Source organism: Pedobacter jeongneungensis (genome assembly GCF_000633455.1).
GTDB classification, from domain to species: Bacteria; Bacteroidota; Bacteroidia; order Sphingobacteriales; family Sphingobacteriaceae; genus Pedobacter; species Pedobacter jeongneungensis_A.
Genome location: NZ_AYMG01000012.1, coordinates 87344 through 102505 on the forward strand (window position 1 = coordinate 87344; position 15162 = coordinate 102505).

Annotated in this window: 14 protein-coding genes and 1 riboswitch; of the genes, 4 read left to right on the forward strand and 10 right to left on the reverse strand. The window is 37.7% G+C overall.

What is annotated here, in order from left to right; all coding sequences use genetic code 11:
* Positions 1-154: 154 nt before the first annotated feature.
* The 7 genes from U859_RS0111580 to U859_RS0111610 form a co-directional block, all read right to left on the reverse strand.
* Complete coding sequence (locus tag U859_RS0111580; RefSeq protein WP_029985670.1) at positions 155-853, reverse strand: LytR/AlgR family response regulator transcription factor; 699 nt, start codon at positions 851-853, stop codon at positions 155-157.
* On the reverse strand, positions 850-1893 hold the full coding sequence (locus U859_RS0111585; protein ID WP_029985671.1) for a sensor histidine kinase: 1044 nt from the start codon (positions 1891-1893) through the stop codon (positions 850-852). The genes U859_RS0111580 and U859_RS0111585 overlap by 4 nt, the downstream gene beginning before the upstream one ends.
* A gap of 152 nt (positions 1894-2045) precedes the next feature.
* Positions 2046-3269 carry an ABC transporter permease gene (locus tag U859_RS0111590; protein WP_025143537.1) on the reverse strand — a complete coding sequence of 408 codons (1224 nt, stop codon included), beginning with the start codon at positions 3267-3269 and terminating at the stop codon, positions 2046-2048.
* Positions 3270-3281: 12 nt separating this feature from the next.
* Positions 3282-4028: an ABC transporter ATP-binding protein gene (locus U859_RS0111595; RefSeq protein WP_025143538.1), complete on the reverse strand. Its 747-nt coding sequence runs from the start codon at positions 4026-4028 to the stop codon at positions 3282-3284.
* Positions 4028-5221 carry an efflux RND transporter periplasmic adaptor subunit gene (locus tag U859_RS0111600; protein WP_025143539.1) on the reverse strand — a complete coding sequence of 398 codons (1194 nt, stop codon included), beginning with the start codon at positions 5219-5221 and terminating at the stop codon, positions 4028-4030. Before U859_RS0111600 ends, U859_RS0111595 begins: the two co-directional genes overlap by 1 nt.
* 45 nt (positions 5222-5266) lie before the next feature.
* Complete coding sequence (locus U859_RS0111605) at positions 5267-6562, reverse strand: TolC family protein (RefSeq protein WP_025143540.1); 1296 nt, start codon at positions 6560-6562, stop codon at positions 5267-5269.
* A 306-nt stretch (positions 6563-6868) separates the two neighbouring features.
* Positions 6869-8095, reverse strand: a complete 1227-nt coding sequence (locus tag U859_RS0111610) for a multidrug effflux MFS transporter (RefSeq protein WP_025143541.1) — start codon at positions 8093-8095, stop codon at positions 6869-6871.
* A 201-nt stretch (positions 8096-8296) separates the two neighbouring features.
* Between U859_RS0111610 and U859_RS0111615 the strand changes: the two genes are divergently transcribed.
* The 4 genes from U859_RS0111615 to U859_RS0111630 all read left to right on the forward strand — a co-directional run bounded on the left by U859_RS0111615 (position 8297) and on the right by U859_RS0111630 (position 10775).
* The gene (locus U859_RS0111615) at positions 8297-9067 is read left to right on the forward strand and encodes a queuosine precursor transporter (protein WP_025143542.1); all 771 of its coding nucleotides are present in this window, start codon (positions 8297-8299) and stop codon (positions 9065-9067) included.
* Positions 9068-9088: 21 nt separating this feature from the next.
* The gene (locus tag U859_RS0111620) at positions 9089-9538 is read left to right on the forward strand and encodes a hypothetical protein (protein WP_025143543.1); all 450 of its coding nucleotides are present in this window, start codon (positions 9089-9091) and stop codon (positions 9536-9538) included.
* Between the two features lie 89 nt (positions 9539-9627).
* A complete protein-coding gene (locus tag U859_RS0111625; protein ID WP_025143544.1) occupies positions 9628-10428 on the forward strand; it encodes a type II toxin-antitoxin system antitoxin SocA domain-containing protein in 801 nt (266 codons plus the stop codon).
* A gap of 2 nt (positions 10429-10430) precedes the next feature.
* A complete protein-coding gene (locus tag U859_RS0111630; RefSeq protein ID WP_025143545.1) occupies positions 10431-10775 on the forward strand; it encodes a hypothetical protein in 345 nt (114 codons plus the stop codon).
* 76 nt (positions 10776-10851) lie between these two features.
* On the opposite strand, the gene U859_RS0111635 is transcribed toward U859_RS0111630, so the two are convergent.
* The 3 genes from U859_RS0111635 to U859_RS0111645 form a co-directional block, all read right to left on the reverse strand.
* Complete coding sequence (locus tag U859_RS0111635; RefSeq protein ID WP_025143546.1) at positions 10852-12096, reverse strand: homoserine dehydrogenase; 1245 nt, start codon at positions 12094-12096, stop codon at positions 10852-10854.
* A gap of 125 nt (positions 12097-12221) precedes the next feature.
* The gene (gene metX, locus U859_RS0111640; RefSeq protein WP_025143547.1) at positions 12222-13319 is read right to left on the reverse strand and encodes a homoserine O-acetyltransferase family protein; all 1098 of its coding nucleotides are present in this window, start codon (positions 13317-13319) and stop codon (positions 12222-12224) included.
* Between the two features lie 45 nt (positions 13320-13364).
* Positions 13365-14696: an O-acetylhomoserine aminocarboxypropyltransferase/cysteine synthase family protein gene (locus U859_RS0111645; protein WP_025143548.1), complete on the reverse strand. Its 1332-nt coding sequence runs from the start codon at positions 14694-14696 to the stop codon at positions 13365-13367.
* A 262-nt stretch (positions 14697-14958) separates the two neighbouring features.
* Positions 14959-15069: riboswitch (SAM riboswitch) on the reverse strand.
* Positions 15070-15162: the final 93 nt, after the last annotated feature.

Below are 15162 nucleotides of genomic sequence, written 5' to 3' on the forward strand. Positions count from 1 at the left end.
TTCCTTCTCGCAATGACGACCTTGCTTTTGGAATCTGTCAATGGTAGGAACAAAGAATCTTTGACAACTCTGTTATTTAGCGTTAATTGAAATCAATTTTGCATTATTTTGAGATTCTTCACTGCGTTCAGAATGACAAGTTGTGCAAATTAAATTATTTAATCAACTTTTCAATTACCTGTTTATAGCTATCGCTTACCGGCAACTCCTTATCATCAATAAATAAAGCATTTTTTCTAATGGACGTTATTTGATTGATGTTTACGATAAATGATTTGTGGATCCTTTCGAAATGAGCAGGCAGTTGTTCTTCTACACTTTTCATGCTCATACGCACTACCGCGGCTTTCGGACTGGTTGATATATGGATCTGGATATAATCTTTGAGTCCTTCTACGTAGGTAATTTCATTAAAATTGATCTTCATTAAACTGTAGCCCACATTTACGAACATATAATCCTGTTTGGGTAGGTTGGCATGTTCTGCCGATTGTTTGAGTTCGTACAGATCTTTAGCTTTATTGCAGGCTTTCATAAAACGATCGAGCGATACCGGTTTCATTAAATAATCCACCACATCGAGTGCGAAACCGTCCAAAGCATATTGTTTATAAGCCGTAACAATAATTACCATTGGCTTTTTTACCAAACTCTGAATAAATTGTAAACCTGTAATGCCGGGCATCTGAATATCTATAAAAATCAGGTCTATCGATTGTTCCTGCATCATTTTATTGGCAGCAAAGGCATCATCGCAACTGGCGACCAATTCTAAAAAAGGAATACGGCTAATGTTGTCAGCCAGTAATTGCAGGGCTAAAGGCTCATCATCAATGGCTAAACATTTTATCATACTGTTAATTTTAAAGTGAGGTAAACATTAAACCAGCCATCTTTTTTCTCAATTTCCAGCTGATGTTCTTTGCCATAAAGTAAATTTAACCGTCTGCTTACATTTGCAAGGCCAATGCCAGATGCAGCATCTTTTACCTCAGTCTCGTCTTCGCTATATTTATTCCGGACAGTAAACGTCAAAAGTTCGTCTTCTGTTTTTAAGTTAACGAATATTTGGGGTTTTTCAATCATCCCGACCCCATGTTTAAAGGCATTTTCAATAAACGGGATCAATAACATGGGTTCAATCTCATCAAATTCACTTTCAATATCAATGTTCGTTTCTATAGTTACCTTTTTACCGAAACGCTGTTTTTGCAAATCAATATAAGCCTGCAGGTATTCGGTTTCGGTTTTGATGGATACTTTTTCTTCGTCAGTTTCATAAAGCATATATTGCATCAAACCTGATAATTTCATCACCGTTGGTTCCAATTCATTGCTTTTAAGCCTTACCAGCGCCACAATATTGTTTAAAACATTAAAAATAAAGTGTGGACTGATCTGTGAACGCAAAAATGAAAGTTCGGTTTTCATATTTTCCTTTTCGCGTTGCAAAGCTCTTTTCTCCTCGTTAATCCGGTCATAGATCATGGTAAAGGCAGTACTGGCTGCAATCGTTAATAAAAATGTCGGTGTATTAAACCAAAGTGTACGGCCAAGGCTGAAATCAAAATCGGGCAGTAAAATCCTGAATAATATAGAATGAATGGTGATAGCCAAAAGTAAACAGCCAATAAACGATAAGCCATACCACAAATATTTCTTTCTGTAAAAAAATGAGGGAATTAAAACCTTGTGATTTAAATAAAATATAGCAATCCAGTAGAAGTAACTGATGAAATTTAAGCGCAGGAACTGGTTTTCTTCGTAACTGCTTAGCGGGTGAGGAGGGCGGCTTCGGTTAACATTAATAATATAAGGCAAAGTGATCAAAATCACCCATACCAGAATATGCAGGGTAATTTTTATCCACTTTTTGGAGAAATTAATTGTCATTATTTTTTCTTTGGCGCTTTGCATCGCTAAGTTATTATTTATTATGTTTTTACGCTTTGTCACGCTGAATTAATTTCAGGGATCATGTTAAAATGCTTTAAGATCCCCCGCCTGCGCGGGCATGACGAGATCGCTAGCCCTGGTGCTAATCGCTATTCGTATCTTAATGCATCGATCGGATCTAAATTAGAGGCTTTTTTTGCCGGGTAGTAGCCGAAAAAAACTCCTGTTACCGCACATACAATAAAGGAAATAACGATTGAAGATTCGGAAATTAAAATTGGCCAGTTTAGGAAGTAAGAAATAAGGTAAGCTGAACTTACACCCAATATCACCCCTATAATACCACCTGTAATACTGATTAAAACCGCTTCTATTAAAAATTGCATTAAAACATCTTGTCCGCGGGCACCGATTGACATACGTAAACCTATTTCTCGGGTACGTTCGGTAACCGAAACATACATAATATTCATAATCCCTATACCACCAATAAATAGTGATATACCAGCAATAGCGGTTAAAAGAACGGTTAACATGCTACTGGTAGAACTGATGGTACTGATTAATTCAGCCTGTGTACGTACCTGAAAATCGTCGGTTTCTGCCGCAGTTAACCTGTGGCTTTCTCTTATGGCATCCGAAATTTCGGTTGTGGCAGCTGCGCTTGAAGCTTCCGTAGTTGCAGAAGCATAAATACTCTGTAAGTAATTGGTCGCCGTAATTCTTTTTTGTACGGTGGTGAAAGGAGCAAGGATAATATCATCCTGATCCTGACCAAAATTACTCTGTCCTTTAGGTTCTAAAATACCGATTACCTGAAAAGGAATATTTTTAAACCTGATGATCTGCCCGATCGGGTTGCTTCCGTCAGGAAATAGGTTATCGATTACGGTTTTACCCAACAGACAAACCTTAGCAAAACTTTTTACATCATTTTCTGAGAAAAGAATACCATCCTGAAGTTTTAACTGGCGGATGTTCAAATAATCCGGACTCACCCCGGTAATGGTGGTTGGCCAGTTATAACCACCTTTAATGGCCTGTCCACTCGTAGAGACTACTGGAGATAAGCCATTTATATTTTTGGATTGTAACTTTTGAATTGCTGTAATATCTTCCAGTTTTAAAGTCTGAATGCTGCTTCCCTGCAAACGTACACCACCGGGTTCATTACTTTGCGGCATAATGGTAATCATGTTTGAGCCCATTCCTGATAATGAAGACCTGATACTTTGTTTTGAACCTTCACCAATCGCCATCATGGCAATTACCGCGGCCACCCCGATAATGATACCGAGCATGGTTAAAAAAGCACGTAGCTTATTTCTTTTTAATGCCCTGAAGGCAATCTTTAATAAATTTATAATGCTCATGATCTTCTCAAATTAGTAATCATCAGATTCTGGTAAATTGGCAAGTGCCTCTTTGGCCGAACGTTGATTTTGATTGATACTGTCCTTTTGCACTTTTCCATCTCGAAGCATAATCGTTCTGGTACTAAAAGCAGCGATATCGGGTTCGTGCGTTACAAAAACAATGGTTTTACCTTCTGCATTCAGTTCCTGCATCAAAGCCATAATTTCGTATGAGGTACGGGTGTCTAAATTTCCGGTTGCTTCATCGGCTAAAATCATTACAGGGTGATTAACTAAAGCCCGGGCGATGGCTACACGCTGTTGCTGGCCACCAGAAAGCTGACTTGGAGTATGATCAAACCGCTCGGCAAGTTTTACCGATTCGAGCGATTTAATGGCTCTTTCTTTCCGTTCTTCAGCCGTGATGGTTTTGTTATAAAACAAAGGAAGCTCTACATTTTCCAGTGCCGATGTTCTCGGTAGCAAGTTATAGGCTTGAAAAACAAAACCAATCTTGGTATTCCGCAAGCCAGCCAGTTCATCACGGTTTAAGCTTTTAACATCAACACCATCAAGTAGGTAACTGCCCTCAGTAGGTTTATCTAAACAACCCAGGATATTTAAAAGCGTCGTTTTACCCGAGCCACTACTGCCCATAATGGTTACAAATTCGCCGGCCTTGATATCGAAAGTGATGCCTTTCAAAGCCCTAACGGTTTGATCGCCCATTACAAACTCACGTTTTAAATCGTGTATATCTAATATCTTCTGTTCCATTATTTCCTTCTGTTACCGCCTGGGCGTTTTGGCATAAAAGGACTAGATTGACCTTGAGCTGCCGCCTGACTTTTACCCATGCTTTGTGAACCAGTAATCACTACATCTGCCGCTGCTAATCCTGATAAAACTTCAACATGTGTATTGTCGTTTATACCGGTTTTAATTTTCTTCTGCACCAGTTCTTTCTGACTTTTTTGTACCCAAACATAAGCTTCGTCGGCTCCCGCCGGCTTTCTGTCTGGATTAATCCAGCTCATTTGATATTTACCAGCTAATGTTGAATCCGGAGCAAATTTTATAGCTTTGGTTGGGATAAGCAACGCATTATTTACCTCTTTGGTGAAGATGGTGATGTTTGCTGTCATACCGGGTTTTAACTTATTTGCATCATTCGAGGTATTGATAATGGTTTTATAAGTAACCACATTTGATGAAATGGATGGACTTAACCTGATCTCCTGAATGGTTCCTTTAAATGTATCGTTTAAAAACGCATCAACAGTAAATGTGGCTCTTTCTCCTTTTGAAATATCGCCTACATCTGCCTCATCTACAGATGCTTCTACCTGCATTTTGGTCAGGTCCTTCGCAATACTGAAAATGGTTGGTGTACTGAAACTTGCCGCTACAGTTGTTCCTTCACTTACACTTCTCGAAAGTACGGTTCCATCAATTGGAGAATAAATACTTGCTAGTGATAAGTTCTTTTGTGCCGAGGCAAGTTGTGCTCTAATGCTATTAACCGATGCTTTTGAAGCGTTATAGGTATATAGTGCATTATCATAATCTGCTTTGCTTACCGCACCAACTTTATACAAATTACTTTGACGGCTGAAATTGCCCTGCTGGTAAACCAATGCACTTTGAGCGCTAACCAGGTTGGCCTGATATTGGTTTACAGTCGCCTCAAACAAGGTTTTGTCAAGTTCGGCAAGGAGCTGTCCTTTTTTAACCTTTGAGTTGAAATCAGCATAAAGCGTTTTAATGGTTCCCGAAACCTGTGTACCTACAGCCACCGTATCTACCGGTTGTACTTTACCTGTGGCGGTAACATTTTCTGAAATATAACCCATTTTAGGTTTTTCGGTTTCGAGAACAACCACCTGTTCTTTTTTGCGCAAAGCGAAGTACCAAACCGCAAACAATGCAACTGCGATACCGATGATAATAAATATTGTTTTCTTTTTCATGATTCAAATATTAAGTAGACTAGGCGGTAGCCATCATCATGTATTTTAGTTAGTAATAGGAACGCCTGTGTAAAAATTATAGATCTTAGTGTAAAGGCTTGCGGTATATTTGGCTTGAACAAATGCCTGTAAAGCCTGCACATATAAGTTTTTCTGTTGGAGGTTTTCTACAATATTGTTGGTGCCTTCTTTTAAAGCAGCGTTCGAAATGCGCAAAGCCTCGCTTGTATATTTAAACTGTTCCTGTGCTGCCGCATATTGGCTATTTGCATTCTGTACGTTAATGTAAGCGCGTTCTACATTTTGAGTAAGTGTCGTTTTAGTATCCAAAAGAGATAAACGAGCCTGTTCTATACCAATATTTGCCTTTGCAACGTTTGTTTTGGTTACTTTTCTGTCAAAAATCGGAATAGATAGCGTTAAGCCTAAGTTTTGATAAAAGCTATTATTTAGCTGATAGCCATAGCCACCAATATTATTATTGTTATAGCCTGTATTTAGCGATCCGCCTAAACTCAGCGTAGGGCGTAAGGTTGACTTTGCTTTAGCCAGCTCGGTGGTTTGAAGCTGGATATTCAATTCACCGCTTTTAATTTCCGGACGGGTGCGCAATGCCTGATCTTGTGCCGAAGCTAAATTATCCAATGCCGGGGCTACTGCAACGGTATCAGTTGTACTTACTTCAAAAGGAGTAGCTGTGGGAATTTGTAACAGTTGTTTTAAGGTTAAAATATTCTGCTGTAAAGTATTCTGCGCTGTAACCAAAGTATATTTATCGTTGGCATAAGTAGCCTGCAACTGCAACAGATCTTTTTTTGCAATGGTTCCAAATTTAAATTGCTGTTCTGATTGTTTAACCTGCGCTTCGCTGGTGGTCAACAAATCTTTTAAATAAGTGATATTTTCTCTGGCCAATAGAATATTCAGATAAGCCTGTGTGATGGAGATGGTAATATCGTTTTTAGCGGCTTCTACCGATAGATTTGCAGTTTGCAGGCTAAGTTCTTTAGACTTGATGTCGTTTTTTAAATAACTTCCATTGTAAAGCGTCATATCAGAACTTAAGCCAAAACCACTGGTATTTTGCAAGCCTGATTTATAATTGGTGATGGCTTGTGAAACATTCCCGCTCAGATTTGGAAGTACAGCTGCTTTCGAAGCAATTAAATTTTGCTCAGCCGTTTGAGAACTCAGCTTTAAGGTATTGATGCTGATGTTTTTTTCTTTGGCGTACCCGATAGCCGTTTTCAGATCCCAAACTTGTGGGATATCCTGAGCTTTGGTTTTGAAGCCCGCACCAAGCAAAATGAGTACGACAATATATTTAATGTATCTGCTCATGGCGAATAAATTTTGTGTCTATAGAACTATTGAACACAAAAATATATCCGATTAAGGCCACATTTTAACAATTGAGACCAATGCAGAGAATACTGCGACGAAAGGTTAAAACTTTGAGATCAGTTGAAAACGGACTTCAATCAAGAAGTAGGACATTTTGTGTTTTTGGACAAAAAATAACACACATGCTTTAGATGTTCTCAGGTGACTTAAGTGGTAAAAAAAATAATTGAACTACCTAAGTTACCTGAGAACTATGCGCACCAAAAAGATACAATTGTTTTTTTGTGTCTTCGTGGTCAAAAATTAATGCGCTATAATAGTAGAATCAGATGAGGCTTCAACTTCACTGGTGATAAACCTTCTACCAATTAATAAACAAAATAGGGCTATAAAAGCGGCAGCAGTCATAACCAGTGGCATTGGTACTACTGAATGCTCACTAAATAAACTTACCATTACCGAGGCTAAAGCACCCAATCCCATTTGCAAGGCACCCATTAACGCAGATGCGCTACCCGCATTTTTGGTGAAAGGTGCGAGAGATAAAGCAGCAGCATTAGGATTGATCAGGCCTAGGCAGGCCAGAAATAATGCGATAAAACCAATGGTAGAATATAAGTTTAGCCAGTTATTTAATGCGAAAATCAAAAAGATCAAACTGAAAACACATTGTGCAATTAATGCCCAGGTTACAATCTTTTTGCTCGTAAACCATTTTAAAATCAGGCTATTCACCTGACTTGAGCCTATAAAAGCTACCGATAACAGGGCGAAAATCCAGCCATAACCTGTTTTACTTACTTCATAAATCTTCATGAATACCTGAGGGGATGAAGATACATAAGCAAACAAACCTGAAAAAGTGATGGAACTTATTAGCGCGTAGGTATAAAATTGCGGTTCTTTTAAAACGGTGTAAAAATTGGTTAAAATAGGCTTCGGTTTTAAAGAATAGCTCGGATCAGGTTTATAACTTTCCGGTAATTTAAAAATAGAGGCCAGAAGCATTAAAACCGCCATCAAACCTAAAAATACAAATACATATTTCCATCCTAAGGCCGAAATTAAGTAACCACCAGCAGTTGGTGCAAGCATCGGTGAAACAGCAATTACCAGCATTAATGAAGCAAAAACCTTTGGACTTTCTTCTACAGAGAATAAGTCCCTAACCATTGCCACAGAAGCTACGGCTGTGGCACAGCTCCCGATGGCCTGTACAAAACGTAAAACAATCAATTGATTCACATCAGTTACCGCCAAACATAAAAAAGAAGCAAAAATATATAGTGCTAAACCAAAGTATAAAGGTTTTTTTCTTCCATATTTATCCAAAAGCGGGCCGTATAATAACTGACCAGCAGAAATCCCGATAAAAAAACTCGATAAAGAAAGTGCAACAGTAGATTCGGTGCTTTTTAAATCCTTTGCAATATCCACAAAACCAGGTAGGTACATATCAATTGAAAAGGGGCCAAGCGCAGCCAGTGAGCCCAAAATAAGGATCAAGAAAAAGTGTTGTTTTTTAGCCATGAAATTACCAGAATTTGATGGCGCAAAGATTGGGAGATTTAAGTTCTTAACCTATTTTTAGCGTCGAATGATTGTAAAAATCATCATTTTATGTTGAACTAATTTTACAGTAGGGCAGATGCGTAATCTTTGTGTTATCAATGCTAAAAATAGAAGCCTCTTTATGCTAAAATCTGTGATTTATTTTTAGATTTATACTCTATGACTTTTAAGACGAAAGAAAGCCGTTTACTACTCATTCTGGGTAGCTTTTTTGTGGCCAATGCCATTTTATCAGAGTTTATCGGGGTTAAATTATTTAGTGTGGAGGAGACGTTAGGGATTAAAAAGTTTGACATTAACCTTCTTGGTGTTCCCAACTTGTCATTTGTGATGTCTGCCGGTGTATTAACCTGGCCTATTATTTTCATCATGACTGATATTATAAACGAATATTTTGGTGTTAAGCAGGTCCGCTTTCTATCTGTCCTTACCTCAATTTTAATCGCTTTTGCTTTTTTGGTGGTATGGGGATCAATGCATTTAAGTGCTGCTGATTTTTGGGTGCATCAAAACATTAATGGGGAAGACCTGAATATGAACAATGCTTTCGCTGGGATTTTCGGACAAGGCATGTGGATTATTGTAGGTTCCATCACTGCATTTATTATTGGACAGCTGGCAGATGTTTTGATTTTCCACCGGATTAAAAAAATTACCGGAGAACGTGCATTATGGTTACGTGCAACCGGCTCAACATTGGTATCGCAACTAATTGACAGTTTTGTGGTGATTTTTATCGCCTTTTATTTAAACCCGCAATACCATTACAGCTGGAAAATGGTCGCCGCAATCGGCTTGGTTAATTATACTTATAAATTTATTGTCGCCATTTTAATGACGCCTATTTTATATGTAGTACATGCCATTATAGACGGTTATTTAGGAAAAGACCTGGCGCACAAACTGATTAAAATGGCAGGTAGGGGATAATTTAACCAAATAATATAAAATATGAGATTAAACATTTTAATGCTCTTTGCTGTGCTTTCGTTATTGGCTTGTGCCAATAAAAACGAAAATAAAAAAGACCTTGATATTCAGGGTACCTGGCAATTGATTTCGGCTACCACTATTGATAAAGGAAAAAGTGAAACCACTGATTATTCAGGAAAACTGAAGATGATCAAGCTATTTAATAACAGCCATTTTGCTTTTCTGAAACATAGTCTTGATCCCAAAGATACCACTAGTTTTGATGCAGGCGGTGGAACGTTCATACTAAAAGGAGAGGATTACACCGAACACCTGGAATATTATAAAAACAAAAATTGGGAAGGCAAATCCTTTAATTTTAAACTGGCCATTCATCAGGATACTTTAATCCAAAAAGGAGTTGAAAAAGTAGAAGCCGCAGGGGTTGATCGTGTGATTATAGAGAAATATATTAGGGTAAAACCTTAACACGACTTATTATACTCAATTTTAATTCGAGATGTTTTTAAATAGAACATATTGTTGTTCTGATATAAAACATTTCTTATATTTGAGGTATGGGAAATGAGCTTTCGAAAAAAGAAATAGGTGAGCGTATTATAAATCTGCGTTTAAAAAAAGGATTCTCTCAGGATGATCTTGCAAAAAGTATTGGCATTTCGCGTCCATCATTAACACAGATAGAGTTGGGCAATAGAGGAATCAGTTTCAGTGAAATGCAAAAAATATCGGTTGTTTTGAGCTTTTCTCTGGATGACTTTGTATCTAAAAAATTTTACAACAAACAGTATTTAGAACTTCCGGATGAAGCAGAGGAAAATATTTCTGAAGAGCGTATTTCTGTACCTACATTAAATATAAATAAGTTTAAAAATATTTTGCTTTACATATTGGAGCGTTGTTCTGGCAAACCCAATGTAGGCGAAACAGTACTGTACAAATTGCTTTATTTCTCTGATTTCAATTATTACGAATTATATGAGGAACATTTAACTGGTGCCAATTATAAAAAACTTCCTTACGGTCCCGTTCCTCAAAAACTGGATATAATTATCGATCAGATGATTGAATTAAAACAGCTTGAAAAAATCAAAACAGATTATAAAGGCTTTCCTCAAAAGCGATTTATACCACTAGAAAAAGCAGACTTAACAAGGCTCAAAGCCAGCGAAAAGGATGTAATTGATAAAGTAATCGATCAGATGAGCGATTGGTCTGCCAATGCTATAAGCGATTATTCACATAAAGATTTGCCTTGGGAAGTAACCGAAATTGGCAACGATATCAGTTATAATTTAGCTTTTTATCGCGAATTGCCTTATTCAGTAAGGGTTTATAATGAGGAAGAAAACGATTGATTATGCACTTTGAATCCATAATAGAATTTGACAAAGACCTTAAAAAACTTTTAAAGCGATACTGTAGCCTGAATTCAGATTTAGAAGATGTTAAAACTATTTTAAGGGTAAAACCAGATGAACGTAATCCTTTTAGTTTTCGGATAGATAATTTAGGTATTAACACCTGTGTAATTAAGATTAAGAAAATAACCTGCGATAGTTTAAAAGGGAAAGGAGTAAATACAGGCCTGAGATTAATTTATGCCTATTTTGAAGAAGAAAAGAAAATCATATTTATTGAACTTTACCATAAAAACGATAAGGCCAACGAAGATAAAGACAGGATTTTAGCATATTTTAAATAAAGGCAAAAGGTCGGACTCGCTCCGACCTTTATACTTAACAACAAAACAAATAAAAAAATTAACCTTAAAAAATAAATTATAGGCTTGCCAATTCTGCGGCAAAAACATTTTCACTCAATTGCTCTTGTTTATAAATCTGTCTGCCGGTATAGGCAACAAAAACAGATTGATCTAAAAGCAAATCACGGTTTTTTATCAAACTTTCTAACTTAACGGTTCCAACCACATATTTATAGCTGCTGGCCGCATAACGCTCGCTAATGTTATCGAATTCCAATAAAGTAATCAGATCTTCATCTGCATAGCGCAAATAAACTTCTAAAAGAATTTCTTCTGTATGTTTTACCCCGTTTTCTGAATGGTATTTTTTATACTCATAACGGTAATCGTAACGTAAAGCCGCAATATCAGATAATACAGCTGCACCAGTAGGGTGGCCACCGGCACCTTTTCCATAAAAGAACTGTTTATCAGCAAAGGCTGCTTGTACCGCAACTGCATTGTACTCGTTTTCTACATTGTAAAGGAAATCATCTTTAGCCACCAGTTTTGGCAATACGTAAGTCACAATGTCTTTCGTATTTACTTTACGTGCCGTTGGAACCAACTTAATTTTAAAGTTTTTCTCACGGGCATATTTAATATCATGCTGAGAAAGGTTCTGGATACCGATATTTAAAATTTTATCGGGATTTACAAATAAACCATAAGCATGTGCTGTAGCAATCGCCAGTTTGTATTTAGGATCATAACCTCCCACATCCAAAATCGGGTCGGTTTCTGCAAAACCTAAATCCTGTGCCTCTTTTAATGCCGAATCGTAACTTTGGTTTTCGTTAAATATTTTCGACAGAATATAATTTGATGATCCGTTAAAAATACCACTCAGCGCATGGAAAAGTTCATTGTCGTAATACTCTTCCAGGTTACGGATAATTGGAATACTACCGCAAACCGCGCCTTCGTACAATAGGGAAGTGCCATGTTCCTGCTGTAAATCAACCAATTCCTTTAAATGTGTCGCGATCATTTTTTTATTGGCCGATACTACGTTTTTACCGTTTTTTAATGCAGTAGTTACAATTTCGTATGCCGCATCAGCATCATTGATCAATTCTACAATGGTATTGATCTCTGTGTTATTTAATATTTCATTACGATCGGTAGTAAACAGGTCTTTGTTTAAAGTACGTTTCTTCCTTGGATCTTTTATCGCAATTTTAATGATCTCCAGGTTCAGGTTCTGACTTTGGATAATATCCAATAAACCTTGTCCCACAACGCCAAAACCAAATAAACCGATTTTTAAATTCTTACTCATTGTTATTTTGTGATTACACAGATAGGAGGATTGCACCGATACTAACTGTTCTTATTTTGTAATTTGTTTTAAATTTTGTTTAGACATCCAATTCCTTACCTTCCGCCTTTATACCCTCAACCTCTCTAAGCGGTATGCTGCAATTTGATGATCTTTTTATCCCGGCTTTCCTTGATAAAATTTCCGATTACATTGGTCAGGGCATCTGTTTCGATCAGGAAACCATCGTGGCCATAATCGGAATGTAAAGCCGTAAATTCTGCTCCAGTGATATGATCGGCTAAATACTTTTGCTCTGATAATGGAAATAAAACATCGTTTTCTATGCCGATTACCAAAGTATTTGCGGTGATTAATTTTAATGCATCTGCAATGCTTTTGCGGTTACGGCCAACATTGTGGCTATCCATTGCTTTAGTTAAATAATAATAGCTGTAAGCGTTAAAACGGTTAATCAGCTTTTCTCCCTGGTAATTCTGATAAGAAGATGACCTGAAATTGTCCGTTTTATCATTTACACTTTCTACCTGGGTGCTTCCATAAGCGCTATAGGTTCTATAACTTAATAGTGCAATGCTGCGTGCCGTTTTTAAACCCTTGCTACCGCCATTTGGCTGGTTTGCGTAAAAAGTTCTGTCGGTAGTAATGGCCAAACGCTGACTTTCGTTAAAAGCGATACCCCATGGAGAATGGGCTGCATTAGTCGCAATTAAAATCAGGTTTTCAATTTTATTAGGTTCTGAGATACTCCACTCAACTGCTTGCTGTCCGCCCAATGAACCACCAATTAACAGTTTTATATAATCGATGCCCAAATGCGTAGCCAATAACTGGTGTGCAGAAACCATATCGCGTATGGTAAACTGCGGAAACGAAAGGTAATAAGGCAGGCCATTTACCGGATTTGTATTCAGCGGACTTGTACTTCCATAATGAGAACCCAAAACATTTGCACAAATTATATAATGCTCCTCTGGATTGAACAAGGCATTTTCACCGAATAAACCTTCCCACCATTCAAAAACATCCGCATTAGCCGTAAGCGCGTGGCAAACCCAGATTACATTATCTTTATTGGCATTTAATTTACCATAAGTTTGATAAGCAATCTGAAGATTGCGAATTTTTTTTCCGCTTTCTAGTTTAAACTGTTTGTTATAATGATATGTTGACGCAAAATTCCCCGAAGTGGATTTTACATTATCTTTTTTACTGTTGTGCATTTTGTAATGTTGTTGTTGTTAAAAAGCCCTTTAAGGGGCAAGAATCTAGGCGAGTAAACTTTCAGTAGGAACCTGCGCATTAATGGCTGCAAATGCCTGTTCGAAATCGGCTTTAATATCATCGATATGCTCAATACCAACCGATACCCTTAATGCATTTGGTTTTACACCTGCAGCCAACTGTTCTGCTTCACTTAATTGTTGATGTGTGGTAGCTGATGGTTGAATAATCAATGTTTTAGCATCGCCTACATTGGCCAGGTGCGAAACCAGTTTTAAACTATCGATCACTTGCGAGGCATTTTCTTTGCTGCCTTTTAATTCGAAAGATAAAACTGCTCCAAAGCCATTACTTAGATATTTTTTAGCCAGGTTGTTGTATTTACTGCTCGCTAAGCCTGGGTATTGCACTTCTTCAACCAGTGGATGGTTTTCTAACCAGGTGGCCAGTTCTAAGGCATTATCTACGTGGCGTTGTACGCGGAGCGATAAGGTTTCTAATCCTTGTAATAAAAGAAACGAATTGAAAGGTGATAGGGCAGGCCCTAAATCTCTTAGTCCTTCTACACGTGCCCTGATAATAAACTGAATATTACCAAATGGTCCGCCGATGCCAAAAACATCACTGAAAACCAAACCGTGATAGCCTTCTGATGGCTCAGAAAACTGAGGGAATTTTCCATTGCCCCAATTGTAGTTTCCACCATCAACAATAACGCCACCGATACTTGTACCGTGCCCTCCAATCCATTTGGTTGCCGATTCTACTACAATGTTTGCACCGTGCTCTAATGGTTTAAACAAATACCCTCCTGCTCCGAAAGTATTGTCGACCACTAAAGGAAGATCGTATTTTTTAGCAATTGCAGCAATTTTCTCAAAATCAGGCACACTAAATGCCGGGTTGCCAATGGTTTCCAAATAAATGGCTTTGGTTTTATCTGTTATTTTTGCTTCAAATTCTTCAGGCACATCCGGATTTGCGAAATCAACATGGATACCCAAACGTTTAAAAGCCACTTTAAACTGGTTATAGGTTCCGCCATAAATGTGAGAGGAAGAAACAATACTGTCTCCAGCTTCCAAGATATTATTTAAGGCAATAAACTGAGCAGCCTGTCCTGATGCAACAGCTAAAGCTGCTACGCCACCTTCTAAAGCTGCAATTCGTTTTTCGAAAACATCATTGGTAGGATTCATGATCCTGGTGTAGATATTCCCAAACTCTTTTAAGGCAAATAGGTTAGCACCATGTTCGGCGCTGTTAAATCCATAAGAGGTAGTTTGGTAAATTGGAACGGCCCTTGAGCCTGTTGTTGGATCTATTTCCTGACCAGCGTGTAATTGTAAAGTTTCAAATTTATATGATGTTGACATGATTGCTATTTTATTTGTTGAACGATTAGATATGTTGGTTTAGGTTGATCCTAAAACCTGGCAGGGCGTATCCCGATTTATCGGGACCTTCCAGTTTGAAAGAAACAAAAAAGGAAGATTTTTAAATTACTGTATGCAACAGCACATACAAGTAACCGCACGCATATCGCAACAAATAAAAGAAATAAAAGATTGTTCTACTTTTTTCGGTTTTGCACTGGGCTCGCTTAGCGATTGAAGATTTAATGTTTTCATCAGTTCTAATTTATATCTCCGAACAACACCGTGTTATCCGGTCAGGAATTGGCACCTTCTCTTTCTGAGGGTTGCCAGTGGGTCATCGAGCCAGTCTCTCGCCACTTCTTTATAAATCAACCCGTGAAGATTGACTTTTATTTAGCTTCTCGCCAAATAATATTCCAAATGTCTGAATTTAATTTTAATCCACAAAATAAAATTTTGATTT